Origin of the sequence: Oscillatoria nigro-viridis PCC 7112 (genome assembly GCF_000317475.1) — a bacterium.
Taxonomy (GTDB): Bacteria; Cyanobacteriota; Cyanobacteriia; order Cyanobacteriales; family Microcoleaceae; genus Microcoleus; species Microcoleus nigroviridis.
The window spans coordinates 6,379,527-6,405,075 of sequence record NC_019729.1 but is presented as its reverse complement, the minus strand read 5'-3'; the positions used below and the strand labels follow the sequence as shown (position 1 = coordinate 6,405,075).

At 43.5% G+C, this 25,549-nt stretch carries 16 protein-coding genes and 1 pseudogene; 11 read left to right on the top strand and 6 right to left on the bottom strand.

What is annotated here, in order from left to right:
* The first annotated feature begins 1 nt into the window (after position 1).
* The 3 genes and pseudogenes from OSC7112_RS26735 to OSC7112_RS26725 all read left to right on the top strand — a co-directional run bounded on the left by OSC7112_RS26735 (position 2) and on the right by OSC7112_RS26725 (position 5,290).
* Positions 2-1,402 (top strand): S-layer homology domain-containing protein, encoded by a 1,401-nt coding sequence (locus OSC7112_RS26735; protein WP_015178813.1) that lies wholly within the window; start codon positions 2-4, stop codon positions 1,400-1,402.
* Positions 1,403-1,938: 536 nt separating this feature from the next.
* A complete protein-coding gene (locus OSC7112_RS26730) occupies positions 1,939-2,973 on the top strand; it encodes a hypothetical protein (protein WP_015178812.1) in 1,035 nt (344 codons plus the stop codon).
* Positions 2,974-3,599: 626 nt separating this feature from the next.
* Positions 3,600-5,290: pseudogene (locus OSC7112_RS26725) on the top strand (IS1634 family transposase).
* Between the two features lie 239 nt (positions 5,291-5,529).
* Here OSC7112_RS26725 and OSC7112_RS26720 read toward each other — a convergent pair.
* The 4 genes from OSC7112_RS26720 to holA form a co-directional block, all read right to left on the bottom strand.
* Positions 5,530-6,714, bottom strand: a complete 1,185-nt coding sequence (locus OSC7112_RS26720) for an RNA-guided endonuclease InsQ/TnpB family protein (RefSeq protein WP_015178811.1) — start codon at positions 6,712-6,714, stop codon at positions 5,530-5,532.
* Positions 6,714-7,355: an IS607 family transposase gene (locus tag OSC7112_RS26715; RefSeq protein WP_015177359.1), complete on the bottom strand. Its 642-nt coding sequence runs from the start codon at positions 7,353-7,355 to the stop codon at positions 6,714-6,716. Before OSC7112_RS26715 ends, OSC7112_RS26720 begins: the two co-directional genes overlap by 1 nt.
* A 499-nt stretch (positions 7,356-7,854) precedes the next feature.
* On the bottom strand, positions 7,855-8,844 hold the full coding sequence (locus OSC7112_RS26710; RefSeq protein ID WP_015178810.1) for a hypothetical protein: 990 nt from the start codon (positions 8,842-8,844) through the stop codon (positions 7,855-7,857).
* Between the two features lie 242 nt (positions 8,845-9,086).
* On the bottom strand, positions 9,087-10,064 hold the full coding sequence (holA, locus tag OSC7112_RS26705) for a DNA polymerase III subunit delta (RefSeq protein WP_015178809.1): 978 nt from the start codon (positions 10,062-10,064) through the stop codon (positions 9,087-9,089).
* A gap of 176 nt (positions 10,065-10,240) precedes the next feature.
* Here holA and OSC7112_RS26700 point away from each other — a divergent pair, with 176 nt between their 5' ends.
* From OSC7112_RS26700 to OSC7112_RS34790, 5 genes are all read left to right on the top strand, one after another.
* On the top strand, positions 10,241-10,981 hold the full coding sequence (locus OSC7112_RS26700) for a DUF1868 domain-containing protein (protein ID WP_015178808.1): 741 nt from the start codon (positions 10,241-10,243) through the stop codon (positions 10,979-10,981).
* Positions 10,982-11,245: 264 nt separating this feature from the next.
* Positions 11,246-12,550 (top strand): bifunctional cobalt-precorrin-7 (C(5))-methyltransferase/cobalt-precorrin-6B (C(15))-methyltransferase, encoded by a 1,305-nt coding sequence (locus OSC7112_RS26695; RefSeq protein WP_015178807.1) that lies wholly within the window; start codon positions 11,246-11,248, stop codon positions 12,548-12,550.
* A gap of 335 nt (positions 12,551-12,885) precedes the next feature.
* Positions 12,886-13,509 carry a hypothetical protein gene (locus OSC7112_RS26690; protein ID WP_150111612.1) on the top strand — a complete coding sequence of 208 codons (624 nt, stop codon included), beginning with the start codon at positions 12,886-12,888 and terminating at the stop codon, positions 13,507-13,509.
* Between the two features lie 3 nt (positions 13,510-13,512).
* Positions 13,513-14,355 carry a DUF1822 family protein gene (locus OSC7112_RS26685; protein ID WP_015178805.1) on the top strand — a complete coding sequence of 281 codons (843 nt, stop codon included), beginning with the start codon at positions 13,513-13,515 and terminating at the stop codon, positions 14,353-14,355.
* 297 nt (positions 14,356-14,652) lie between these two features.
* The gene (locus OSC7112_RS34790; RefSeq protein WP_015178803.1) at positions 14,653-19,413 is read left to right on the top strand and encodes a CHAT domain-containing protein; all 4,761 of its coding nucleotides are present in this window, start codon (positions 14,653-14,655) and stop codon (positions 19,411-19,413) included.
* A gap of 9 nt (positions 19,414-19,422) precedes the next feature.
* Here the strand turns inward: OSC7112_RS34790 and OSC7112_RS26670 are convergent, their stop codons facing one another.
* Positions 19,423-21,201, bottom strand: a complete 1,779-nt coding sequence (locus OSC7112_RS26670) for an SWIM zinc finger family protein (protein WP_015178802.1) — start codon at positions 21,199-21,201, stop codon at positions 19,423-19,425.
* Between the two features lie 263 nt (positions 21,202-21,464).
* Here OSC7112_RS26670 and OSC7112_RS38645 point away from each other — a divergent pair, with 263 nt between their 5' ends.
* Positions 21,465-21,662 (top strand): hypothetical protein, encoded by a 198-nt coding sequence (locus tag OSC7112_RS38645; RefSeq protein ID WP_150111611.1) that lies wholly within the window; start codon positions 21,465-21,467, stop codon positions 21,660-21,662.
* Between the two features lie 105 nt (positions 21,663-21,767).
* On the opposite strand, the gene OSC7112_RS34785 is transcribed toward OSC7112_RS38645, so the two are convergent.
* Entirely contained in the window at positions 21,768-23,768 is a 2,001-nt protein-coding gene (locus OSC7112_RS34785; RefSeq protein ID WP_015178800.1) for a tetratricopeptide repeat protein, read from the bottom strand.
* A gap of 694 nt (positions 23,769-24,462) precedes the next feature.
* On the opposite strand from OSC7112_RS34785, the gene OSC7112_RS26660 reads away from it, so the two are divergent.
* On the top strand, positions 24,463-24,960 hold the full coding sequence (locus tag OSC7112_RS26660; RefSeq protein ID WP_015178799.1) for a hypothetical protein: 498 nt from the start codon (positions 24,463-24,465) through the stop codon (positions 24,958-24,960).
* A gap of 179 nt (positions 24,961-25,139) precedes the next feature.
* The gene (locus OSC7112_RS26655; protein WP_015178798.1) at positions 25,140-25,478 is read left to right on the top strand and encodes a hypothetical protein; all 339 of its coding nucleotides are present in this window, start codon (positions 25,140-25,142) and stop codon (positions 25,476-25,478) included.
* The last annotated feature ends 71 nt before the right edge of the window (positions 25,479-25,549 follow it).

Genomic DNA, 25,549 nt, shown 5'->3' with positions numbered 1-25,549 from the left:
TATGCTGAATATTATATTTACTCAACGGCGAGGCAAGGCTCAAGGACGATCTAAAATTACTAAAACCAATAAAACCAATATACTCGCTGCTGTAAATACTTGGCTGGCTGTGTGTCTGCTGGCTGCTGTCACAGGTTGTGCAAACAGCCCCAACAGCAAGGCACTCGAAGAATCATTAGCCGCCGATCCGAAATTAAAACAAAATCCAGTAGTTTTCTCTTCCCCGCCACCAGCGACAGCAATTGAGACAAACTCTACCGCCAAACTTCCTCCCGATTTCCCGACAGAGATTCCACTCTATCCTAATGCTGAGTTAATCGAAGTTGGTGGGCCAACCGATCCGTCCCAAAAAAATGTGCGGCTGCGCTGGGAAAGCACAGATCCTGTTAATTCGGTTCAGAACTTTTACTCCACAGAGTTTGGGCGCCGCAACTGGGAAATAGTCAGCCGCCCCACCGCCGAGGGACAAGGTTCTTTCGTCGCAACGCGAGATAATTTACGGGTAACAGTCTCGCTTTCTCCTACTCAGAAAGTAGGGGGTTCTACAGAATTTGCGATCGACTACAGCAAAGAAAGCCCCGAAATTGCCGCCAGTCCCCAACCTAATAATTCCGAGTCTAGCCCATCTCCAACCGCTTCACCAACTCCATCTAATTCCGAGAAAACTACTCCAACACCATCCGCCTCGTCAAAATCAGCAAATGTTAGCGAACCAGAAAGCCAAATTCCTCAACAGTTGCGGCAGTATGTGGCAGATTTGACTCAGTTGGAAGTGCTGAAAGTGCGATCTGCCCAAAGTGCTAATTTAGAAACTGGCAGCACTTTACCCAAACCCAACAAAATTATCACTCGCCGCGAATACGCCCGCTGGTTAGTAGCAGCTAACAATCAGATTTATGCTAGCCGTCAAGCCAAACAAATTAGATTAGCAGTAGACTCTAGCGAACCAGCCTTTTCTGACGTACCCAAAACAGACCCGGATTTTTCAGCAATTCAAGGTTTAGCAGAAGCCGGTGTAATTCCGAGTTCGCTTTCGGGAGAAACTAAAGATGTGAAATTTCGCCCGGATGCACCTTTAACTCGCGAAACAATGATTCTTTGGAAAGTCCCTTTAGATAGTCGTCAAGTTTTACCGACAGCTAACATTGAAGGAGTGAAAGAAAAGTGGGGCTTTCAAGATGCTTCTAAGATTGATTCCCAGGCGTCGCGGGCCGTTTTAGCTGATTTTAACAATGGAGATTTGGCGAATATTCGCCGCGTTTTCGGTTTTACTACTCTGTTTCAGCCGAAGAAACCAGTGACTCGCGCCGAAGCTGCTGCTAGTTTGTGGTATTTTGGCGTTCAAGATCAGGGATTGTCTGCTAAAGATGCCCTGGAAGCCAAGTCTAAACCTGCTGAGTAGAGTTGTTTGGGGTTGTTAATAGTTGCGAACACAGCATCTACTTACCAATACCCCAAAAACCGGGGCTTTTCTCTGTAACAAAACCCGGTTTCTGCGTCCAAGACTGAAGAAATTGTACCAATTTTCGATCGATCGGCGTGCGATCGCCCGCCAGAAAACTTGCAGCTTGAGTTTCTAGGATTTCTGTGAATACGGCTGACCCAAAAACCGACTTTTATCTACGAAAATGCCCAGTAAAACGCGAGGCATATCCGGTGAAAAACTTTGTTTCTTTAATTCCTATGGGCGAGTTATCGTAAAAAATCCTTTCAGAGATTATACATCGGCTTTTGTGCCCTTGTGGCCTACCCTAGGAGATAGATTTTTTTTTTATCTTAATTTCTGTATCCTGCCATACAACCGCTGCATTTGGCGGGCAAATTTTCTACATATTTTAACTAACACTTTGTTCAAAACTCTCAGTAGGATTCCGGATGCGGTAGCGGCCTTAACGATAAATGAAAAACAGTGTTTGAGCTCTTGGAGAGCATTTTTTAATGTACGATATTACCTTATTTACCCCGCAAGACATGGCAAAATGCAGCTTAGTCCTGCGCCAGTTAGGTAGAAATACTGCTAGTATGGAAGCCAGCAGCCAGAAGATTGTTAACTATATTTACCGACATTTTTGCAATTCGCAAACTGGAGAAAATTCCTGTGCCTTAGTGCGTTTGTTCAAAACTCATCCCTACGGGGAATTAGAAGACTCATTGCAACAATCCGCCCGCCGCTTGATGAAGGGCAATTCCCCCGCCCCCGACATGAAATGTTGGACTCTGCTAGCAGCAGCAGGCACAGAAGCGCACTGGAATTCTCGACACACAGCAGCAGAAAATACAGCTATTCCATTAGTTAGCACAAAATTAGTGGCTCAAATGCCAGCGATTTCGGAAATAATCCGGCAGTTTGGTTTAGACATTCCTACATTCCTCGGAATTGAGCGAGAAAGGTTCCTGAAATTAGAGCGCGCAGTATTAAATATTTTTCACGTATCAGAGGCAAAAGGCAGCCCCTTTATTCCCGAGCAAAATTCTTTAATTATCCCCTACCAAGTCAAGTCTGTCTTGGCATTTGGGGGACTTCTGCCGTCAGGAAGTTTGTTTGCGGTAGTGATGTTCCTGAAAGTTAAAATTCCCCAAAGCACGGCTGAAAAGTTTAAAGATTTGGCACTTAGTGTCAAAACAGCATTGTCCATCCCCGACCAAGAAAGTGTTTTTGAGTATTCAGAAAATCCTACAACGTTTGTTACAAATAACAATATTGACGAAACCCAATTACTGGAAGCTCAAGTGGCTAATCTGATTCAATTGCTGGACTTTTCAGAACAAGAAAGGCTCAGAGAAGCCGCTCAGTTTCAACAGACAATTGACAATTTACAGCGCGAACTGGCAGAGTACAAAAATAAGGAACAAGCTTTGAAAGTAAGCCAAAATTCATTTACAGGCATCCTCAATATTCCGAAAGATGGTATTGTGCGCGTAGAGGAAAATCAAGGAATTCAGCGTTTAAATCAAGGGGAAGAACTGATTTAAACCAAGCTCTGTGTGTAGCAACCCGGTCGATCCAAGAAACCGAGTTGTTGCTGTTTTTGTTGAGGAAATTTTGTTTTTACAGGAAGGAGTGCGAGTATTCCGCTCGCTGTATATAAATCGTAGCTTGCTGGTTAGAGTATACTACCCAAAAGCTAGCAAAATATCGGATCGAATACTGGTGTCATATTAAATCTGTTAGTCTCGGAATTCTCCGCTCTATAAAACTTACCCAAAGCTACCCATTGCTCGAAAGTTTTGGACTTTAGTGTTTACTTCCTGTTTCAGCGTAGTCTCAGAATGACTTCTGAGGGTTTGCCTACTCCACAGGCAATCTCGGTAGAGCTTACCGTTTGACTTACTTAATCTGAGCGAATCGGAACCCACATTCCGCACCCTCAACTGGCACACACGCAGTTGGGGTGCCCCGTCCGAGTCGATCAGTCGGCTCTAGATGAGTAGAAATACTCTCGCCTGCCGTGTCAGGTGATCGAGCAAGCGATCGATTCAGTTGGAAAATGTACGAGCGTGTAAATTAACAACAAAAACCAATTATCCCCCGTGCGACGCGGAGGATAAAAATAGTCTAAACTCAAGTAGCAAACAATTCGCTCGATCGAATGAAACCCGTGCATCAAGCAACTGAACTCGCCGTCTCTAACCTCGACCATCTTGGTTTAATAGCAGGTCTAGTTGATGAAATAGAAATTGTCCAAAAAATCAATGAGTTAGTAGGGGAACAACCGGGTGAGATTGTCAGTCCAGGTCTAGCAGTCAAAGCAATGATTATCAATGGGTTAGGGCTTGTTTCCGCTCCATTATACTTATTTCCTAAATTTTTTGAAGGCAAAGCGCTCGAACATTTAATGGGTGAAGGTATTCAAGCATCACACCTGAATGAATACCGTTTAGGTAGAGTATTAGACAAGCTATATTTAGCAGGCAGCAGCCAAATATTTACAACTATTGCCGCTTCAGCAGCTCAAAAATTTGAGCTCGATACAGAGACATCCCATTTAGATTCAACTTCCTTTCACCTGCATGGCAAATACGAATCCGAGCTACCATCTGTATCTGTTATCGAGCCAGAAACGGCGCTAGATAGCGAAGATAGCGAAGATAGCGAGTCAACTAAACCCGTGTCATCTGCCGTGCCAATTAAGATTACCTACGGCTACTCCCGCGATCGCAGACCCGACTTAAAACAATTCATTTTAGATTTAATTTGTAGTAGCGATGGAGATGTACCGCTATTTTTACGGGTGGGTTCGGGAAATGAATCAGATCGAGCCATATTCGCATCAATTTGTCAGGAGTTTAAACAACAGTTAAACCTTGACAGTTTAATGGTTGCAGATAGTGCATTATATTCAGCTCCTAACTTAGAAATGTTAACCAATTTAAGATGGTTAACCCGCGTACCGTTGAGTATCAAGCAAGCGCAGCAACTGGTATCTCAGTTAAATGAAGCAGAATTTACCCCCAGTTCTGTGAGTGGATATAGCTGGTCAGAACACAAAAGTAATTATGGTGGAATTGAACAAAGATGGCTAGTAGTAGAGAGCAGTTTGCGACGCGATTCAGACCGACAAAAACTCGAAAAAAACTCAAAAAAGCCCAGGCTGAAGCTGAGAATAAACTGCAAGAACTCTCAAAAATTGAATTTGCTTGTGCCGCCGACGCTGCCGCCGCAGCTCATCGCTTATCCAAACAACTAAAATTTTACAATATCACCCAAGTTAGTAGCAAAGAAATTACAGTAAAGACTAATACTAACGATCCAAATGCTCGCGAGAAATCCAGCTCGAAACAGAGATTTAAAGTTCAAGCAAAACTGGAACCAGATACAGGTGCGATCGCCAAAGAAACCAAAGCCTGTGGCAGGTTTATTCTCGCCACTAATGTGCTGGAAACTCAGCAATTAGAGCCTGACGATATGATTGTGAAATACAAAGAACAGCAGTCAGCAGAAAGAGGGTTTGGGTTCTTGAAAGATCCGCTGTTTTTTACGGACAGTGTATTTCTCAAGTCGCCGGAAAGAATCGAAGCTTTGGCATTGGTAATGGGTTTGTGTTTGTTAGTCTATACTTTAGGTCAAAGGTTACTGCGTCACAGTTTGCAACGCACTAATTCCCAATTGAAAAATCAGTTGGGCAAACAAACTAATCGACCGACGCTCCGTTGGATTTGCCAGATATTTCAATCAATTCATCTGGTGAGCCTACAAGGGATTCAACAAATTTCTAATTTAACAGCCGAGCGAATGGCTATATTGAACTTGCTGCCGCTCTCCTGTAAGTCTTATTATTTATTAATCTGAGATCGAGCAGTTTGTTTGATGAGCAAAACTGACAGAAATTTCATAAATATTTGATTCAGTAGTGATGTGTAATTATCAGGCTGCTGGAAATATCTGCTGTCGATTAATAGTTAATTATGACGGATGAAGGTGTTGTTAGATATCGAGAATCTAGGATTTGCCCGAAAGCAGTTAATTTTCAACTTGCCCCAACAGGTCGATGCGATTGTGACCCAACAGGTCGCGGGTATTTTTGATTATTATCTCGGACGAGAGACTCGGACGGAGCACCCCAACTGCGTGTGTGCCAGTTGAGGGTGCGGAATGTGGGTCGGAATGTGAATTCCTTCAAACCATCGCTCAATGTTTTTAGCTGCGTTCAAGTCTCTGTCCTCTGTATGACCGCAATCAGGACATACATAGACTCGATTCTTTAATGGCATTTTGTGGCGGTGATTCCTACAATTTGAACAGATTTGAGAACTAGGAAAGAAGCGGTCAACTAAAATCAACTGACTAGAAAATTTCTCAGTTTTATATTCAAGTTGTCGCTTAAATTCGTACATTCCACAATCGGCAATCGCACCCGCCAATTTGTGATTTTTCAAAAATGCTTTGACGTTCAAATTCTCAATTTTAATCACGCTGTGGTTTTTAGCGAGATGATTGGTGAGTTTATGAATAGCATCTTTGCGGATGAATGAAATTCTAGAATGCAGTTTTGCCAGCTTTCTAACTGCCTTAGTTCTGTTCTTTGAGCCTTTAACTTTGCGACTAACAGAGCGCTGCAATCGCTTCATTTTCTTACTCATTTTGCGGTAAGCTTTGGGGTTAGCAAAAACCTTTCCGTCACTGGTGACAGCTAATTCCTTAATACCAATATCAACACCAATAGAGGGGCGATTTAGAGGTATTGGTGGCTGTTCAATCTCATACTTGATGGCTATGAACCATTTGTCGGCAGTGCGACTAATTACGCAATTATGAGTAGCCGTAATGGGGAGAGGTTCGTGCAATCGCACCCAACCAATTTTAGGGAGTTTAACTCGCTTACCATCATTGCTGATACCAGGTTTTGCTTTAGTGCCTTGCTCAAGATAAAAACTGTCTTTAGACTTGCCTTTCTTCTTGAATCTAGGCTGTTTAGAGACTTTTTTGAAGCATCTATCCCATGCCGTCCTTACCTCTGCCAGAGCCTGTTGTGGACTTGCTTTGGAGCTTTGATAATACCAGGGATTAGCTGGTTTAATCTCAGCGACTAGACGTTTGTGCAAGTCAATAGCAGAGGGAATTTTGATTGTTTTATCAGCCTCTCTAAGTTGTAAAGCTTCCTGAATAATAGCATTGCCAAAATTGTAAGCGTGTCTGGCTACTCCACAGTGTTGACGGAATAGAGTCACCTGTCTATTGTTAGGTTTTAATTCCGTCTTGAAACTGAGTAGCATTATTTTACGTCCTCCACTGCTTTAGCTATACCATCAATCAGTTTTTTGTTTTTGTGACTTCTAGCGCCATAAAGTCTAGCGCTAAAAACCTGAATTAATTCAATCATATCTTGAACTAATTCCTGTTCAAAACTCAATTCATCCGGCGATTTATTGACTATTACTACCTCGCATTCAAATTCCTCACACATTGCGAAAACTAACTCGGAACCAAACCTTAGAAGCCTGTCTTTGTGAGTAACAACAAGTCTGCCAACCTCACCGGACATGATTCGTTTGAGTAGTTTTGTCAGTCCTTTTTTCTTGTAATTAAGTCCAGAGCCTAAGTCTTGAATTGTTTCAAATTGCCAGCCATTGGCAGCGCTAAACGATTCCAAAACAGCAGCTTGACGCTTTAAATCTTCTTTTTGGTCATGACTAGAAACTCTGGCATAGTTGATAGTGATTCGATCGTCTGCCTGGTTTAAGTCTCTGGGAGTAATTCGCTTGATATCGGTAAGGTAGAAGCGTCTCTGTCCCGTGGGAGAGCGCTCAAACTTAATCTTGCCTGCATCAGTCCAGCGTCTCAGCGTCTTTGTCGAAATACCAAGCTCCTTAGCCGCTTCCCCGATTGAGAGTGTCACGTCTGATTGAGTCTCCAAAGTTGCTTACCTCTAATACTACAACTCAATAGTTACCCAATCCGGGAAGAATGTCAATACCTGTCTAAGAAATCTATTTCAGCGCCTCACCCCTATCTCTCTTCTCGACCTCTGCGTGCATCTGCGTCCATCCCTTGTCCGGGGCGGTTAATACATTCTCTTTTTTTGACCGCAGATGAGGGCAGATAAACACAGATTAACGCGGATGAATTAGAGCGAGTCCGCCTGCACGGTGATTGTTGACTGTTGATTGGATTGTACGGCTGGCGATGCTACTGGATTTGATATCAAAATGAAACTAGAATGGGCTTAAAAACGATTTAATGAAAAAGAATTACAGTTTTTGGATTTAAAGCAATAGGTAAACTTAAATGAAATTTTAATAAAATTGAAAAAAGTCAAAAGTAAGAAAGCTTTCAGTAAAAACAAGTTTTTTTACTTTTGGCTTTTGACTTTTGACTTTTAGCACATGGAGTATTCAACTCAAAATTCAAAACTCTTAAGGCGCTGCTGCTGCCCTGCGGTTGGCAACAATCAGATTAGCCTGATACTCTGCTGCTTTTTGCTGAGCCTTTTGATAGTTCGGGCTGGTTGACGGTACGGCTCTCATGAGCTTAACCGCTTGCTGCCACTCGCTTGCTACTGCTATCCACTCATTTTGAGACTGAGCCTTCTGGGCCAAAATTGCTGCCTTCTGAGCTGTGTTAACGGCTACCCTCCAAGAGTCAGGCTTAGGCGCGGCGGGTTTTGGTGCAGGAGAAGCTGGGCTGGCTGGTGCTGCAGCAGTGGGAGCGGGTTTTGGTGCAGGGGAGGCTGCCTGTGGGGTGCCCGGAGATGCGGCGGTCGAGGATGCAGCGGCTTTAGAAGGGGGAGATGAGGGTTGCGGGGAGGGGGAAGCTGCTTCGGGGGCGATGGGTTCTGGGTTCGAGTCGGCGAAGGGGAAAGTTTTAGTAAAGAATAGCCCTGCGATCGCCGCCAGAGGTACTAAGATACCCACAGGTATTACCCATTTGGGAAATTGTTTTTTCGGAGGCGGGGCTTGATCTTCGTCTTCGTCTTCGTCTTCGTCTTCCTCGTCGTCATCTCGATCGAATTCTTCTTCTTGATAATAGTCTTCGCCTTCGGGCTCGACATCATCTAAACCTACAGAGTCGTCAGGCATTCCACTATCCAAGGGGTAAGGCATTGAATCCGCAGGCATCAGATCGATTTCATCTTCCCACGCAGGCGATCCGTCACCTGTTCGACGCCCGTAAACCTTTACAGTGTGAATTGATGCGAGTCCCAGCTTCGTCATGCCGGTGCGGATGAAATCGACCAATACCATTTGATCCGGTACTTTGTCTGCCTCCAGAATTATGTGGAGGCAGCCGTTGTCCCGCGTCACATCGGCGTTGATGCCTTTGGGTTTGAGTGTACGGTTGATGCTAGATGCGATCGCTTTTGGATCGCCCTGCTTGAGCAGTTCCCGCAGGTTCTGTTGTGTCATGGGTAGCGCTCTTTTTTGGGGGGGGGTGGAGAGCCGGCAAATAATATTAACCGATCGGCATTCGGCGGACAATATTTATTTACCACATTAACTTCTACTTTGGCATTCTGAGAATATTTCTAGTATCTATTGACCTTTTGCCCCGCGCTCCGGCATCAAGCACATAGGCGCTATTGAAATTTGTTGTAAAAATTTGTTGTAAAAATTTACAGTAAGGGGCCGTTCCTGTGCCCTGTCGCGCCTCAGCGAAACAAGCTAGAAAGTTCTATAACTTTGGTTTGCAGGGTTGAGTTTTCTTCTCGCCCCCGTTTTAAAGAAGCTTCTAAGTCTAGCAGCAAGGGCAAACTCTTTTGCAGTTTTTCTAAGCTGGCGTTCTTGACTTCTTGACGAAAATAGTATACTCGTTTCGGATTGCCGAGATCTAGAGCTTGAGCAATTTTATCATCGCGATCGCCCGCTTGGATCATCGCCTTTACCCACAGCCAAGTCCGAAACTTACCTGTCAAGCCAGCCACAATCCTCAAACCAGGCTCGCTGCGGCCAGTTAAGCCGGCCAGTAAATCCAAAGCGGCGGAGGTATTGCCCTCGCGAATCGCATCGGCTAGCTGGAAGGTATTCTGGGCGTGACAGTGCACCAGTGCTGCAACTTCCTCCGGGTTCAGAGGTTGGCTGCGGTTGCCCGCAAACAGCAGCAATTTTTCGAGTTCGCTGTATAGCTGTCTAGTATCGCTGCCAATGGATTGGGCCAAAAGTTCGATCGCCGTGGCTGTCAATTTTACGTTCATTTCGCCGGCGACTTGGCGCACCCGCTGGGCTAATTCTTTGTCATTCCAAGGCGGAATCGGTGAAAATTCCCGCACTTGGGCGGACTGGGAAATTAACTTGGTAGACTTGAGCCGGCTGTCGGGTTTTTTGACGGATGTCAGCAGCAGCACGGTGGTAGGGGGAATCACCGGCAGCGTCCGTTCAAATTGCGCTAACAGTTCGGGAGAGCACTGCTGCGTTACAGTCGTATTTGCCAGCCAGACAAAACGGCTGCCGGTACCGAAGGGGGGCGTTAAGGCTCGATCGAGCCCTTCGACCACAGCTCCGGCGGAATCGGCAATAATCTTGTCATAGTTAAAACTAGCCCAGTTGGGGTCGAGGACTGTTTGGCGCAAACTTGTCACAGCCTGGGCCATCGCAAAGTCGTCTTCCCCCCAAAACAGGTAAATTTGCATGAAGAACGCTCACTAGCCAAAAAAATTAGAGTTGCACGCGAGGCTTGTCCAACATATCCTGAATAGGGCTGTTGGAAGCCCGCGCCATAATATAAAATTTGGTGTGGGAGTATGTCACCGCGAGGAAATCAAGATTGGATGATACTTATCAAGCTTACGTAAATCGGGTGGCGCGAATGACGCTGCTGGACTCCTACAAGTCCCAGGTGGAACACATTCAGGAATCTCCAAAATTTAAGCCCGACGAAGCAGGCCGGAGAGCTCCTGTACCTTTTCCAGGTTATTCAGTGATTACGCCCCCTGCGGGAGAAGATGCAGAAAATGCTGCATTGTATAGTAATTTGCACTCGATCCAACAACGGCTATTGCAGGAAACAGCGGAGGGTGCGATCGTGGCACTGCCTCCTGATACCTTCCATTTAACCGTAGCCGATTTGATTTGGAACAGCGCTTTTCGAGATGCCTCTGATAAAAATCCCGAATTTGAGGAGCAACTGCGCTCGCGCATGGCCGATAGTTTTGCCGCCTGCAAACCCTTGGCGGGCGGCGCTCCCATTCGCTGGATAGTGCTGGGGTTGATGGTGATGACTAGAGCTGTGGGTGTTTGTTTGGCACCGACGGATGAAAACTCTTACAAGCAAATTCTGGAGTTTCGCCGATCGATCTATCAAAATCCCGATTTAATGGCTTTGGGAATTGAACAGCAATATCATTTTACTGCCCACATTACTCTGGCTTATTTTGGGGACACCGGGCCGAACCTTGACCGCGATCGCTTGTGCGCTTTGCTGTCAGAGTTGAACGAGCAATGGCTGGACACGCCGCAAGAACAGTCCGTAAACCGAGTGGAACTGCGGAAGTTTGAGGACATGGCCACCTACCTCCGGCAACCGGACTGGCCTGTTTTTGAGTTTTAACGAAGGAAGAGGGAAGAAGGAAGAGGGAAGAAGGAAAAAGGAAAAAGGAATAGGATTGATGTGAAGATTTTTTCCATCTGCCACTCTCCCCATCTCCCACTCTCCCACTCTCTCGCCCCCTCTCCCTCTCTCCCCTTTGACAAGAGTCAGGATATTGCCTATTAAATGCTTTAATTATTTTTGTTTGACAGTAAAGTCAAGGAAAAAATTTATGAAAAACCAGGAAAAATCAATAATTCTGGTTTTTTACTTTTTGCTTAAAAAGTGACAGTACACGTTGTTGGTATCGGTTTAGATGGAGCTGCTGGGCTGAGCGAATCGGCGCGGCAGGTTGTAGAAATGGCCGCTCTGCTAATAGGGAGCGAGCGCCATTTGAGCTATTTTCCCCAGCACGACGGAGAGCGCTGGGCTTTGGAAGATTTGACCGAAGCAGTTCTGGAAATTCGGCGCTGGTGGGCGACCCAAGCCGAATTAGAACCCTCTGCGGGGACGGTGGAACCCCGCGATCGACCGATCGTAATTTTAGTGGCCGGCGACCCGCTGTTCTACGGCTGGGGAAAGTTGTTAATTTCCCAATTGCCGGCAGAAAAATTGACTTTTCACCCCCACGTCAGTTCTGTGCAGTTGGCTTTTAACCGCTTGCAAATCCCTTGGCAAGACGCTCATTTTGTTGGCTCTCAAGGACGTTATTTTGAGGAACTGACTGCAAAACTCAAACTCGGTGTCGAGAAAATTGCGGTGCTCGCCGACGAAACTCATACTCCGGCGGCCCTGGCCAATTTGGTGAAAGCTCTAGATTTGCCTGCACGCTACCAGTTTTGGGTTTGCGAGAATTTGGGTTCGGCCCACGAGCGGGTGGGCCTCCGTTCTCTGTCTGCTTTGCTGGGAGAGTCTTTTGCACCGCTGAGCGTGGTTGTGATGCTGCGGGAGTCCCCGCCGAGGGCAGAACCTTTGGATTTGGAAAAGTTGCCTTTGTTGGGCATACCGGATGCAGCTTTTATCGGTTGCGGCGACAGGCCGGGTTTGACGGTTGAACGGGAAGTGCGGGTGTTGGTGCTGGCACAATTGGCTTTGCAACCGGGACAGGTTGTCTGGGATGTGGGTGCTGGTAACGGTTCTGTGTCGATCGAAATTGCTCGTTTATTCCCGCAGTCTGAGGTGTACGCGATCGAAAAAACGGTTTCTGGTACTTCTGCGATCGAGTTCAACTACGGCCGTTTTGGGCTGCAAAATGTGTTTTCGATTTACGGAACTGCCCCGGAAATCTTGCACCGCTTGCGTCCTCCGCACCGGATTTTTATTGGCGGTAGTGGCGGAGGGTTGACTAAAATTTTGGGCGTTTGCGCGCTGCGGCTGCTCCCTGGAGGCTCGATCGTGTTGGCTTTGGATGCTTTTGAGGATATTGCTACTGTTTTGAGCTGGATGGGCGATCGGGTGCGCCGGGAACCGCACTGGAGTTACCGAATTTTGCAAGTGCAGTTATCGCGTTCTGTGGCTGGGGGGAATTCAACTCGTTTTGATGCGTTGCGGCCGGTTTCGATTGTGACGATCGATCGACACTTGAATTAATCTGAAATCTGTCATATCAAATCCGCGCTTCATCGTCTGGCATAAAATCGAGTCAACATCCAACACTCAACCATCATTCAGTTTTTCGATTAACAGTTAACAGTCAACAGTTAACAGTCAACAGTCATGAGCAGTGCAACCGGAATTGATATAACTCTAACTTTTGGGTCTACGCAGAACACAGAGCATCCTCTGGTTAGCGGACAATCTCCAAGGGGTGCAACAATGAGTTGAGAAGTCAAATAATTAATTTAACACCTATGGATCAACTGCTGCGCCAACTAATTGAGGAGGTATGCGAGTACCCCCCAAACAGCTCCCAAAGGCGCAAAGCGATGAACCGATTGCTCGCCGAACTGCAGCAACTTCCCGGACTACTGCGATCGCCACATCCCGATTATTTAGACGCCTTAAATAAAACCTGGGTATGGGTGAACAAAAGCATTTGCTCGAACTTCAAGCTTAGCGATCCGAATGTGTCAAGACGACTGCGACAATGGATAAATAGTTACCTAGAGTGGCGCATTAAGGATTTGAAGTTACCTTCTCAACCGCCCACCTACAGTTTAGATGCCCCCATAGGAAGCTCAGATACTGAAACCGCGTTGCTGGATTTGCTTTCAGAAACAAGTTTTTATACTCCTACCCGCAGTGGTTTGGATGGCTATATCACACTTTTAGAGCAAGAAAATTATCAGAATATTATTCAACAGCTAGAACAATACGTCCAAGAAGACCCCGATGGGAAATTTCGATCCTGTCATCCTAAAAATTATCCAGAGTGTAACTGTCAAGTTCTCACATTAAAGGTGCTGTTTAAAACCACGCCTGACAAGTTTACTGCGATCGCCAAAGAATTTAACATCAACTACCAAACTCTAAAATCACACTGGGAAAGGAACTGTCGCCCCTTGCTCCAAGCGATCGCATTAGAGCTAGGATACACAAGAGAGGATTAAATTATGCAAAGCACAAACCCAACGCTATTGACAGTTCCACTAGGTACTGATGCTCACCGCACCGCTCGAAAATTTGCTGCCGAAACTCTGCAACTCGCTCCTGAATTGACAAAGCACGAGGCTGCCAAACGAGTTTATGTGAATACTTTAGCAGTTTATGTTGTTTATAGTTACCTCAAATGGCAAGCTTACGAACCCGATTTAATTCAAGGCGATAGTTGGCATCCTGTCGTCCGCGCCCAGTGGGATATTGCTGATTTGGTGTTACCAGGGATTGGTAAATTAGAATGCCGCCCGGTTTGGTTTGGAGAAAGTGCGATCGCAATTCCACCAGCAGCCATAGAAGACAGAATCGGCTATGTAATAGTTGAATTTGGGGAAAAATTAGACTCAGGAAAACTGCTAGGATTTACCCCGTCACTGGATAATTCCCCGTTGCCAAGCCAGATCCAAATTGCCCAACTCCAAAACTTAGATGCTCTGATCGATCATCTCTATCGTCTGGAATTAGGAAATCAGTTTTTGAGAAGTGACGATCCAGTAGCCGTAGAAGTGCGACAACTCTTAGAAACACAAAACTTTTCAGAAATTATCGCTCAATTAGAGCGCATTTACCGAACTACTAAACCCATTAAATGGCGGTATGCAGGAGCAGATGTATTAGTCGCTAGTATTCCTATTAATCCTCACCACAAAATAGTTGAGTATTCTGCTGAACAACAAACTTTTATTGGAGAAATTGGTCGAGAAGAAAAAGTTATTTCCGCAGATTTACAACGCCAACAATTAGCCCAAAAACTGCTAAATAAATTAGCAGAAATTTGGGGCATTGAAACAAAAAATTAAATATTTTTTCACCAAACTGAGAACATTCCCATTTTGTAAAAAGCGTTTTTTAGGAATGCGAGTATCATGCTCGCTTGCCTATATATTTGTAACGATACAGATACTTGCACTCCTGTGATATCAAATCCCCTACCCTCGGAATTAATATTACTCAGAGCTTTCGACACGGCGCAGTGTCGCGTGTCCCGAAAATTAATCCAGGTAGGAAAACGGCACTGCCGTCTCCTCTAGATCGTGTCACTCGTGCAACCGGAATTGATGTAAAACCAAAACTGATATTAACCCAAAAAATGTAACATGAAAGAACAGCTCAACTCTGCTTATCGTCACCTAATTGAAATGCTACGTACCTGTCCGGAGGGTGAAGAAGGAGATATTTTGGATGACTGTTCAGACCTGATTAATGAAGGTTTATTAGAGGTGATGAACGAGGTAGCCGATGAGTTATTGATTGAGGGAAATGAAGAGGGTTCTGACTGGCTGCGGAGTGCTGCGGCGAAGATAAAAGACTTAATTCAAATTCGGTCTGAATTAGCTAATTCTGAAGAATTATTAAAATTTCTCATAGAAGTCTTGGAAGCAATCGAAGCAAGTGAAGGAGATGCAGAAGTTGTGTATCCTATTTTAGAGAAAAATTTAGATAAATTAGATGATAATTTTGATTGGTTTTTGCGAAGTTGGGCAACTGACGTTTTAGCGAAATTAGAGTCTGAAGAAGCTTACGATATAGCCACGGTAATTGGAACTTTTAGTAGCCTTATTCAAGATTTTACTCTGGGCGATTGTGTAAACAATATTGAAATTGCGATCGCGGGATATCAACAAGTAGCGACTGCGATCGATCGAGAAGATTACCACGAGGATTGGTTGATTGCTCAAAACCATTTGGGGTTTGCTTATCAAATTCGCCTTGCTGGGAACCGTAGCAGGAATTTAGAAAGGGCAATTGAGTGTTATGAATTAGCTTTACAATGTTGTAATGATACCGATGAACCGGAATTGTGGAGTTTAATTCAACATCGCTTAGGTTTAGTTTATTTTGACAGAGTTGAAGGTGATTTAGAAGAAAATCTGGAGAGGGCGATCGCTGCTTTTCAATTAGCATTAAAAGTGTGTAATTGTCAAGAGTTTCCCTTAAAATGGGCGGAAATTCAGCATGATTTAGGTTTGGCTTATCTCCACCGTGTTAAGGGAGATGAATCGGAAAATATAGAACTAGGAATTAAATATTATCATGCTGCTTTGGCTGTTTATCCAAAAGAGGATAATCCTACAGATTGGGCAAGAATTCAAAATAATTTGGGTCTAGCTTATTATAATCGTATTCAAGGGCAAAAATTAGATAACATTGAAAGGGCGATCGCCGCTTTTGACAATGCCTTAAAAGTCCGTACTTATACTGATTTTCCCCTACAGTGGGCAGAAACGCAAGAGAGCTTAGGTAATGCTTATATGACAATAATTGAAGATAGTCGAGACGACAATCTCCAAAAAGCAATTGAGTGTTATCAAGCGGCTTTAACTGTTTATATTCCTGAAGAATTCCCCGAAGAATCGAGTACGATCCAATTTTGTATGGGAGATGCTTACCGTCAAAAAATAGAAAATCGTGCTGATAATATTGAGAAAGCGATTGAGTGTTATCAAACTGCTCTACAAATTTGTAAAAAAGAAGAATTTCCTGAATTATGGGCGTTTATTCATAATGATTTAGGGGCGGCATATCTCAGCAGATTCAAGGGAAGTCAAGAACAGAATATAGAATTAGGTAGGAGTTTGATAGAGGCTACTTTACAAGTTTATAATCGTGAGGACTATCCCGACAATTGGGCGAACACTCAAAATAATTTAGGATTTTCCTATTATCTTTCTACAAGTGGAAAATATTCCGATAACTTGGAACGGGCAATTGCATATTATGAATTAGGATTACAAGTGTATAATTCTGAGAGTTTTACAGAAGTGTGGGGACTGATACAACTTAACTTAGGAGTTGCTTATTTAGAAAGACTAAAAGGAGACCTTTCCGAAAATATTGAAGCTTCAATTGCTGCTTCTCAAAATGCCTTAACTATTTACGATCCAGAGACTTCTTTAGAAAATTGGTTGAAAATTCAGAATAATTTAGGGTATGGCTATCAAAATAGAGTTAAAGGAGAGCGAGTTGATAACCTTGAGAAAGCTCTCGGCTATTATAAAATTGCTTTAGATGCTGGCTGTTCTAGTCAATTTCCTGAAATTTGGGGTTTGCTCCAAAATAACTTAGGAACTTTTTATTTAAGAAATGCTCAAGGGAATCAAGCTGAAAATGTAGAAGAAGCTATTGTTCTTTATCTTACCTGTCTTGAATCTTATCAAAAAGCATTTAATCGGAAACAATGGTCGATGATTCACAATAATGTAGGGATTGCTTATCTCAATCGCAAATATGGTAGCCGTCTCGAAAATATAGAATTAGCAATTGAAGCTTTTAATAATGCTTTGCAAGTTCGTAATTATGAAAATTATCCCGAACAGTGGGCGGAAACACAACAGCATCTAGGAATTGCTCATAGCGAACGAATTTATGGAGATTCCTTACAAAGTTTAGAAAGTGCTATCAAATGTTATGAAAATGCTTTACTAATATATACTCGTTCAGATTTCCCTGAACAGTGGGCAATGCTGCAAAATAATATTGGTAGTGCTTATAGCGAACGTCGGCTAGGAGATGAGGATAATAACTTAGAAATAGCCATTAATTACTATCAAATGGCTTTGCAAGTAAACACCCGTCAAATTTCCCCTGATGATTGGGCAATGATGCAAAATAATTTAGGAAATGCCTATAGGAGTCGCAGTATTGAAAATGAAGTTGAAAATTTAGAAATGGCTATTTATTACTATAAGTCAGCTTTGGAAGTTTATACTCAGAAAGATTTTCCTGAAGATTGGGCTATGGTGCAATTAAACTTAGGTAATGCTTATAGCGATCGCACTCAAGGAAGTTTTGACGAAAATCTAAATCTGGCGGGGGACTATTACCAAGCTGCTTTAGAAGTTTATACTCTCAAAGATTTTCCTGAAAATTGGGCAACTGTACAAAATAATTTAGGTTATCTCTACCACAACTTAGAGCAGTTTACTGAAGCAATGCAATACTTCAAGTTAGCATTAAAAGTCAGAACTCCTCAAGATTTCCCCCAACATTGTCTGATTTCGGGACAAGTTTTAGGTCAAATTGCCTTCAAATTAGGACTATGGATAGAAGCTATTGAAGGGTATTCTCTTGCTATTGAAGCTTTAGAACAATTGCGAGTTTGGGCTAATACCGATCGACGCCGCCAAGAAATTTTAGGAGAAGATATATATCTTTATGAACATATTGTACAAGCATTAGTTAATACGAAAAATTTTCAACAAGCTTTTGAATATGTAGAACGTTCCCGCTCTCGTCGCTTAGTAGATTTAATTGCCAGTAATGACCTTTACTCTCATGGAGATATACCTTCAGAAGTAGAAGAATATTTAGCAGAATTTGAAGTAATTCAACGACAGATAGATTGCGAACGTTCCGGTTTAAATAAATCAAGCAAAAAGCAGAAGTTAATTGCAGTTAGAGCTAAGGATCTAATTGATATGGAGCGTACACGCAATAGAGCAGCTTTAGAAGCCATTAGTGAAAATATCCAAGGTTTAGAAAGTGAAAAACAACAAATTTGGGAACAACTAAGACGTTTAGATCCGGTTTTAGCGGGCGAAATTCAAGTAAGTCCCCCTGATTTAACCGCTATCCAAGAACTCATCGATCGCCCTACTACAGCTATACTTAATTTTTACACTACTGATGAAGATACATATGTATTTGTTGTGCGACAAACCGAACTTAATTTGTACAAAATAACCAGAAAACGAGGCAAAAACTTACAACAATGGATTTATGAAGGTTGGCTAAAACCCTACTTGGAGGCTGGCGATTCAAGTAAATCAGCCCAAGAGCAATTACAATGTAAAGCTAAGTGGAGAAATCGAATTCCGCAGTTTTTAGCGAAACTTTCCCGCCGCCTGCAAATCGATAACCTGATTAGTCAGTACCTGAATAATATAGAGGAACTGATTATTGTTCCTCACCTTTGCCTACACCAAATTCCTTTTGCTGCTTTACCCTTAAAAAATGGTCAATATTTAGGAGATAAATTTCTTATTCGTTACAGTCCTAGCTGTCAAGTTTTAGAATTTTGCCACAAACGTCCACCTGTCAACGATCGATTAATGTATGGTATTGTGGAAGATGCAACGGAAGATTTACCCTGTGCAAGTTTTGAGGGTGAACAAATTGCCAAACTGTATAATATTCGCAACGAACAACGCTTACGAGGACGCAGCCAAGCAACCGTCAGCAACTATCGGCAACTGTCTCAACAAGTCCAGGGAATTATCTCTAGCCATCACGCTCAATCTCGCCTTGATAATCCGTTAGAATCCAGACTAGAATTGGCAGATGGTAGCATTACTTTGGGGCAGTTAATGACACCGGGCTGGCGGCTTCCTCATCTAGTTGATGTGTTTTTATCCTGTTGTGAAACAGGGTTGGGAACTGCGGAAATTACTGATGATATTTTGACATTATCGACGGGCTTTTTATGTGCGGGTGCTCGGAGTGTTGTGAGCGCGCTGTGGGCTGTAGATGATTTAGCAACAGCCTTATTTTCAATTTTTTATCACAAACTTCGGCAGCAAGGAAGTAGCCGCCCAAAAGCCTTGCAGCAAGCACAAATAAATTTGCGATCGCTCTCTGGGTCAGAATTTGTCGCTTGCTATTCTCGGCAACTTGGTGATTTATTAGAACGCAAATTTGAAGAGGCTGAGGGCGATCGCCAGTTTGCAGAAAACCAGCGTAATTCCTATTCAGAAGGTTCCCCCGACTACCTGCAATGGCTACAAGAGGAAGAAAAGCGGGCCGAAACAGCAACACGCAATTACAAAACTTTGCAACGACTGGAAATAATTAGTTGCTTAGATTTCCCTTTTGCTGACCCTTTTTATTGGGCCGCTTTCACTTGTTCCGGTTTACGGTAAACTTCAGCCTCAATCTAAATCTGGACTCTTCAGCATCCCCATTAACTTCCGCTTCCGATTGTGTACTTGCATAAGTTGAGAACGATAAGCAGACCACTGAATATTTTGCCCCATTTGTAAATAGGCAGCGCGGGCTTTTTCCAACCACTTAATTGCACGATCGTAGTCCTCTGATTTCCCCCGATCCATAATCGATTCAGCAAGCCGACAAGCATTGGCGATCGTCCAATCGGGGCGGTGGGCGATCGCAGCCCCCATTACTCGGTGAATCAGTGCGGATTCGTAGCCACTCAAACCATCAGCAACAGCGATCGCATCTTCAATAAGTCCTTCATAGAGAAAAATATCAACCTGTGCTTCAGAAACTCCCCAACTTCTATCACTTCTCAGAGTTGCTAACAAATTTGCTTTTACAGTTGACCAACTGTTTCCTGCCAACTCCTTCACTAAAAGATAATCGGCAAAGGATGGTTTGATTTGAAAGACCTGCATTCTAGAATTTAATGCAACTTCGTTCTCTCCCAACTCAACAGCCAACTCACTCGTCCAAATTGCTAGTTTATAAAGGCAATTGCCTGACAAATTCAACCCAGTTTGAGCAATTTTTAGAGCTTCAGATTGGGCTTCCTGTGCTTGTAAACTTTGAGCGAGAGCAAAAGCATCTTCCGCTGATTTCATCTGAGTAGCAGCAGCTTCCACTGCTTCTTCTACTCTCCCCAAACGACTTAACATCGTCAAGTATTGTTGAGAGCAGTTTTCTGCTTGCGCTAAGTATAAGTATTCTTGATAGCGTTCCTGGCGATCGAGGATTTGCAAGCGAATTAATGCTAAGTTCTTAGCACATTCTGGTGCGTCATTAGCTCCTATTTCTTGCCCCGTAATATTTCCTTGAAGTACCTGTTGAATTAGGGGGTCATCCCAACCTTGGCGTAAAGCTTTCAAGCTCATGGTGAAATCGCAATCCCATTCATCTTGCCAAGCTTCTAACATCACCTGGAGATCGATCTCTTCTTCAGCAGTTAGTTCAGCCGTCAAAATGGCTTCTGTCCAAGCTTCATCCAAAGCGTTAGCTATATCAGAACTTTCAGCGCCATATTCTTCTACGTCATCCCAATCTTTAACGCAGGCTTCGGTGATGGCTTGTAAGATTACTAAGGCGTTGTTACCGTCTCCCTCTGCGATCAATTCCTGTGCTTGCTGAATCACATCTAAAAGTTCTTCTGTAATGGGGTCTTCTTCCCCCCATCCCTCGTCGAAATAACGCACAGCATTTCGCAAAATTTGTCGTACTTGTTGTCGAAAAGGAGCCGGATTAATGGAGGTGCGACGGGGTGCTTTAGTAGGTTGCTGTGGAGGCGTAGAAATAGCAATTAAGTTAACGTATCGTTCGATCGGATCGATGAGGGAGGGTTCTTTTTCTACTAAATGTTGTATTAATTGCTGGGTTTGTACATCGTGGAGGCGATCGAGTAATTGTTCCAGTGTCGGGCGCTGCTCAATTATTTGTGGTTGTCGCAGACATAATAACAGGGTAGCAACAATATGTTTGCACCACCCAAAGCGATCGTAAGCACAAGTACAATTTGATGATGCCACATTAGCGCCATCAAAGTTTATCGTAATACGGTAAGGTTGCACAGAAGAACCCTCCACTATTGCTTGCACGATATTGCCACGCAGGACAGCGCTAGTAACATTACCCGCTAAATAGTAAGTTTCACCGCGCTTGAGGGATTCGGCAGAGGTATTGTGCTGGATCGTCGCTTCACTGAGTTTGGGAATTGGCATGAGACTATGCCTGAGCAATTAAAGGATTAGACTTGATTTTACCTCAGAGATGTACTCTGCCTAGGATTTAATTGCGTCTCAATGTAAGATTTTCAGAAATTTCAATAATCCGTAAAGCAAGCACTGAGAAGGTTTGCAGCTTGATGAGGGGAAATTTTTTCTGAAAATTTTGCATAATTGTTTCCCTACCCCCTGGTTAATAATAGAGCGCAGTTGGCCAACTCGCTTCTCCCTGATCCCTTTCTTTGACGGAGAAACGAGCTGTGATACCTATAGTTTCATCTACCCCCCTGACATTATTAGCAATGGTGGTTCCCAATGCTGCGGGAGAAATCATCGCCAATATAGAGGCAAGTTTAGTATCAGCCATTGGTAGTTACCTCTTGATGGAAATTGCCCAAGCTGAGCGCAGAACAAAATGCAGTTCTGGAGAGGAAGATCCGATAGTTCCTCCGAACTAAATAACTTTAATTGCTAGCGCTCTTTTATTAGGGTGCGTCAGCTAGTTAAATGGTGAAGTAGGATCGAAAAACTGAGAACTACTGACGCACCCTACAGTAATTGAATTAATTAGGTTCTCTGCCCGAAGCACTGAGGCGGTCGCGGGCAAAACTCTTCCAAATACTTAATTCTGGAAGTTTCCACGCCACACCTTCTTGTTGTTGGCCTTGTGCAGAGCAATTCAGGCATTTTTGCCAGCAAGAAATAGCTGCTGTTGTATCCCCTTTTGCTTCGAGAACTTGTGCTAGCAAGCAGTGTGCTACAGCATAGGAGTTATCTAATTCAATTGCTTTTTCCAAGTGAGTCTCTGCGTCACTGTAAAGTTGCAGTCCTAGATAAGCCCATCCCAGATTTTTGTGGAGCGTGACTTGCACTATTTTGTCATTAACTTGTGGCAAAATAGAGAGAATTAGTTCTACCGCTACGTCAAAATTTTCGCTGAGAATTTCCAATCGAGCTAAATTATTGACAGCAGCACCGCCAGCGCGACTGTTTTTATATTCTGCTGCTTTTTTGTAGTGCTGGCGAGCGTTGGGCAAATCTTCTAGTTTTTCGTAGGTTGACCCTAAATTGTAGTGAGCTGCTGGCAGTTCTGGATTGTAGCGAATGGTTTGTGTTAAATAACATTTTGCTGTCTGTAACTCACTCTCTAAGTATTTCTTGTAACCAATTTGATTCAGGTATTTAGCAATTAATTGATGGGTGACAAATCGCCTAGCCTGCGGGCTGACTGTCAGGCGTTCTTCCCCGGAGTCGGTGAGGGCTTGCAGGAGCGATCGCTCGATTAGAATTTCTACAGCCAGTTTCAATTCTGATAAGTCTTCAGCAAATAGTAGACTGGATTGCAACTCGCTAATGGTGGCGGGTTTATTGCTTGCCAAACAAGACAATACTTTTACTTCTAATTCATAAAAATTCTGAAATTTATCCTCAAACAAATCTCGATCCTCAAACAAATCTCGGACAATGCCCTCAATAACCGACGGAGTTTTTTTAATGAGTTGTGCTAAATTGCCCGCTAACATATCTTGAGCATGAGTGACGGCTATTTTTAAAAGGAGGGGATTGCCGCCATATAGGTCAATGATTTCTGATAGTAAATTACTCTCTGAAGTATAAACTTGGGGGGCGGATAAGATGATCTTTTTGGCATCTCTTTCTGGTAATTCACTCAGTTGTAAAGCTCGACAAGGTAAGGTTGTTTCTACTAAATTACCGAGTTCTCTAGGGTGAGTCCAACTGATGATAAGCAGGCAACTTTGGTGAGGGGTTTGTGCTATTTGTTGGAAGAGTTCCCGGTAACTTTCGTATCCTGGGCGGTATTGTCCTGGTAGCTGTCCGCTTTCGAGGATAGTTTCGACTTCATCGAATACTAATAAACAGCGGGTTAAACGCAAATATCCTATTAATTGGGAGATGAGTGAGTTGCTGGGTTTGGGAAGCTCAATTTCTGAATTATGAGATAGGAATTGCAAGAGGTCTGGCAAGAGTTTTTCAAGGGTGCCAGAGGTGGCGATATTTCGCCAGATTATGGTTTGAAATTCCCCTTGAATTTGTTGTATAGTTTGGGTGGCTAATGCTGTTTTGCCAATCCCTCCCATGCCACAAATTGTGACTACTCGACAACGGTTTGTTACTATCCATTTTTTGAGAGTTTCTATTTCGGAATTACGCCCGTAGAAAGGTTCTTGAGCTGGGAGTTCTCCCCAATCAATACGCGGTGAAAATTGAGGGATAGTTGCGTCTTGGAAGCGGGTATTCTCTAGGGTTGGAGCAACTTCGCGGTCGGTTGTAGCATCGTGACGGTTCGTGGCAACTTGTTTCTGGTATTCAGTTACGAGAATTTGCTGGAGTTTTGCTAATTTTCCAGGCCCAGCACCTTGAACTTCAAATTTTTTATACACTTCTCCCAGGCGTTTTTGTAAGGCATCTTTGCGAACTCGAAGCTGGTCTGAAATATCAGACATGGATTCGCCTTTAATTGCTCTTGATAAGACTTCAAATTCGTTTTCGGAAATGCCAACTTTAGTGGCTAAAGTTATTAAAAAATCTTCGGGAAGTTTCATACTACGTTGAATACAGGTATTACAAGGCGGGCGGTTCTACTCAAAGATAGCTGGGAAAGGACGGGGCGATCGCTGCAAATAAGCGAACACAGGCATTTGGGTATCGGAAACAGAGGCTTCTGGGCTGTAACTTGATTATATGGCTTTTTTCTCACTTAAAACGAGATAAACGAGATATACAACAGAAGAACTGAGGGGTGGCGCAAACAGAGGTTTCTGGGCTGTAACTTGATTGTACGGGCTTTTTTCTCACTTGTCGCGAGATAAACGAGATAAATAACAGAATAATTGAGGGGCGACCGGCTGAAATTTAGAGCCGTTGCTCGGTCTGAATACTTTATTGGTAGAGGTTTAGAGCTTGTTTCAGTTGCCGTTAGAGGGGCTAAAGCCTTTTGAAATCAACTTTTGAGGGTCTTGTCTCACTTAATGAGATTTTTTTGAGCATTAGCTTGACAAATTAGAACTTTGCTTGATACATTAATCTCAGTTAGGCGCGGTGGATGTTTCAGAAAGTCGGCGCAGCCGGAGAGCTTTCTGAGTTCAGCGAACCTGAATACAGTTTCCCCCCTCAGCTTTGCATAATTTTTGGGTTTGACCCTGGTTAATCAGTGGAGGTCAAAACCAGATTTATCTGTGAAAACTGCTGGACTAAAACAACTTACGAGTATCGTTGCCGATTGGAGAGTAAAAAGCCATGTTTAGGTGCGTCAAGTTGATAACCGCTTTACCTGCGATCGCGCTTCTGTCTGCTTTCAATCTGTTTCCGAGGGCGATCGCCCAAGAGTATCCGGGGTGTTTTCAGTTGAATTCTGAAAGAAAACAGTATGAATCTCTCGATCGGCTTTGTCGATTTCCCAAACCACCTGAAAACACGCGGAAGCCAGACCCTTTTAGGGTTCAGCTCGTGAATGGACTGGAGTTAACTGGATTAGCGATGGAAAATACAGGAACTCAGCGATTTCTTGTAGGGCGGTTGACCAACAAGCAAAGTAAGACGGCTAAAGTTCAGTCTATCAGCGTCCAATTTATCGATAAACGAGACGGAGCTGTAGTCCAATTTTTGACTGTTCAGCTTGGGGGTGTATTAGCTCGCAATCAGGGTTATGAATTCAGGAAAATTATGGACAACGCTCTTCAACTAGGCGATCGCAATAACAATGATTTGTCTATCAAGTTTTTGGAGTGGGACTAGCTAAGATACTAGAGTTCAAACTTAAACACATACCAAATCTTTCAATCAATTAGGAAAAATTAATGAAATGAGTATTTTTTTTCTTGTTTCATTGAAGCCTTTTGTTAAAAGGAAGTCAAGGCAAAAAAACAAAAGTATATGATGTTTAATCCCTCTATATACAGACTAGGAGCGACATTATGGACGAGTTTGTTAGGAAAGCAGCAGGACTAGGATTGCCTGTGATTTTACTTCTAATTGTGATGGCAACTACAGGTTTTGCAGGAGCCGCCGCAATTACGACGGCTTTGGCAATGTTAGGTGGGCCAGCAGGAATGTTCGGTGGCATTGCTTTGCTGGGCATCATCGGTTTAGCGACAGAAATGTTATCTAAGTACGGTCTAGAAGCGCTGTTAATTGGAATTTACAGGCAGCGCATTCAAAATGGAGAATCTCATGCTGCAATTTGCAAAGAAATCCGCCAATTACCACTATCTGGAGATTTGAGGCGGAGACTTGCAGAAGAGTTTGGGTGTTAGTAAATATAAGATGAGCAATTTTATTTGTAAATTGCCCAAGAGAGATCGCTGCTAATTGCTTAGAGAATCGA

Excerpts from the sequence above, each read along its gene's own strand:
- OSC7112_RS26735 (WP_015178813.1), top strand. The coding sequence starts at position 2 with ATGCTGAATATTATATTTACTCAACGGCGAGGCAAGGCTCAAGGACGA.
- OSC7112_RS26730 (WP_015178812.1), top strand. The coding sequence starts at position 1,939 with ATGTACGATATTACCTTATTTACCCCGCAAGACATGGCAAAATGCAGC.
- OSC7112_RS26720 (WP_015178811.1), bottom strand. The coding sequence starts at position 6,714 with ATGCTACTCAGTTTCAAGACGGAATTAAAACCTAACAATAGACAGGTG.
- OSC7112_RS26710 (WP_015178810.1), bottom strand. The coding sequence starts at position 8,844 with ATGACACAACAGAACCTGCGGGAACTGCTCAAGCAGGGCGATCCAAAA.
- holA (WP_015178809.1), bottom strand. The coding sequence starts at position 10,064 with ATGCAAATTTACCTGTTTTGGGGGGAAGACGACTTTGCGATGGCCCAG.
- OSC7112_RS26700 (WP_015178808.1), top strand. The coding sequence starts at position 10,241 with ATGACGCTGCTGGACTCCTACAAGTCCCAGGTGGAACACATTCAGGAA.
- OSC7112_RS26690 (WP_150111612.1), top strand. The coding sequence starts at position 12,886 with ATGAACCGATTGCTCGCCGAACTGCAGCAACTTCCCGGACTACTGCGA.
- OSC7112_RS26685 (WP_015178805.1), top strand. The coding sequence starts at position 13,513 with ATGCAAAGCACAAACCCAACGCTATTGACAGTTCCACTAGGTACTGAT.
- OSC7112_RS34790 (WP_015178803.1), top strand. The coding sequence starts at position 14,653 with ATGAAAGAACAGCTCAACTCTGCTTATCGTCACCTAATTGAAATGCTA.
- OSC7112_RS26670 (WP_015178802.1), bottom strand. The coding sequence starts at position 21,201 with ATGCCAATTCCCAAACTCAGTGAAGCGACGATCCAGCACAATACCTCT.
- OSC7112_RS34785 (WP_015178800.1), bottom strand. The coding sequence starts at position 23,768 with ATGAAACTTCCCGAAGATTTTTTAATAACTTTAGCCACTAAAGTTGGC.
- OSC7112_RS26660 (WP_015178799.1), top strand. The coding sequence starts at position 24,463 with ATGTTTAGGTGCGTCAAGTTGATAACCGCTTTACCTGCGATCGCGCTT.
- OSC7112_RS26655 (WP_015178798.1), top strand. The coding sequence starts at position 25,140 with ATGGACGAGTTTGTTAGGAAAGCAGCAGGACTAGGATTGCCTGTGATT.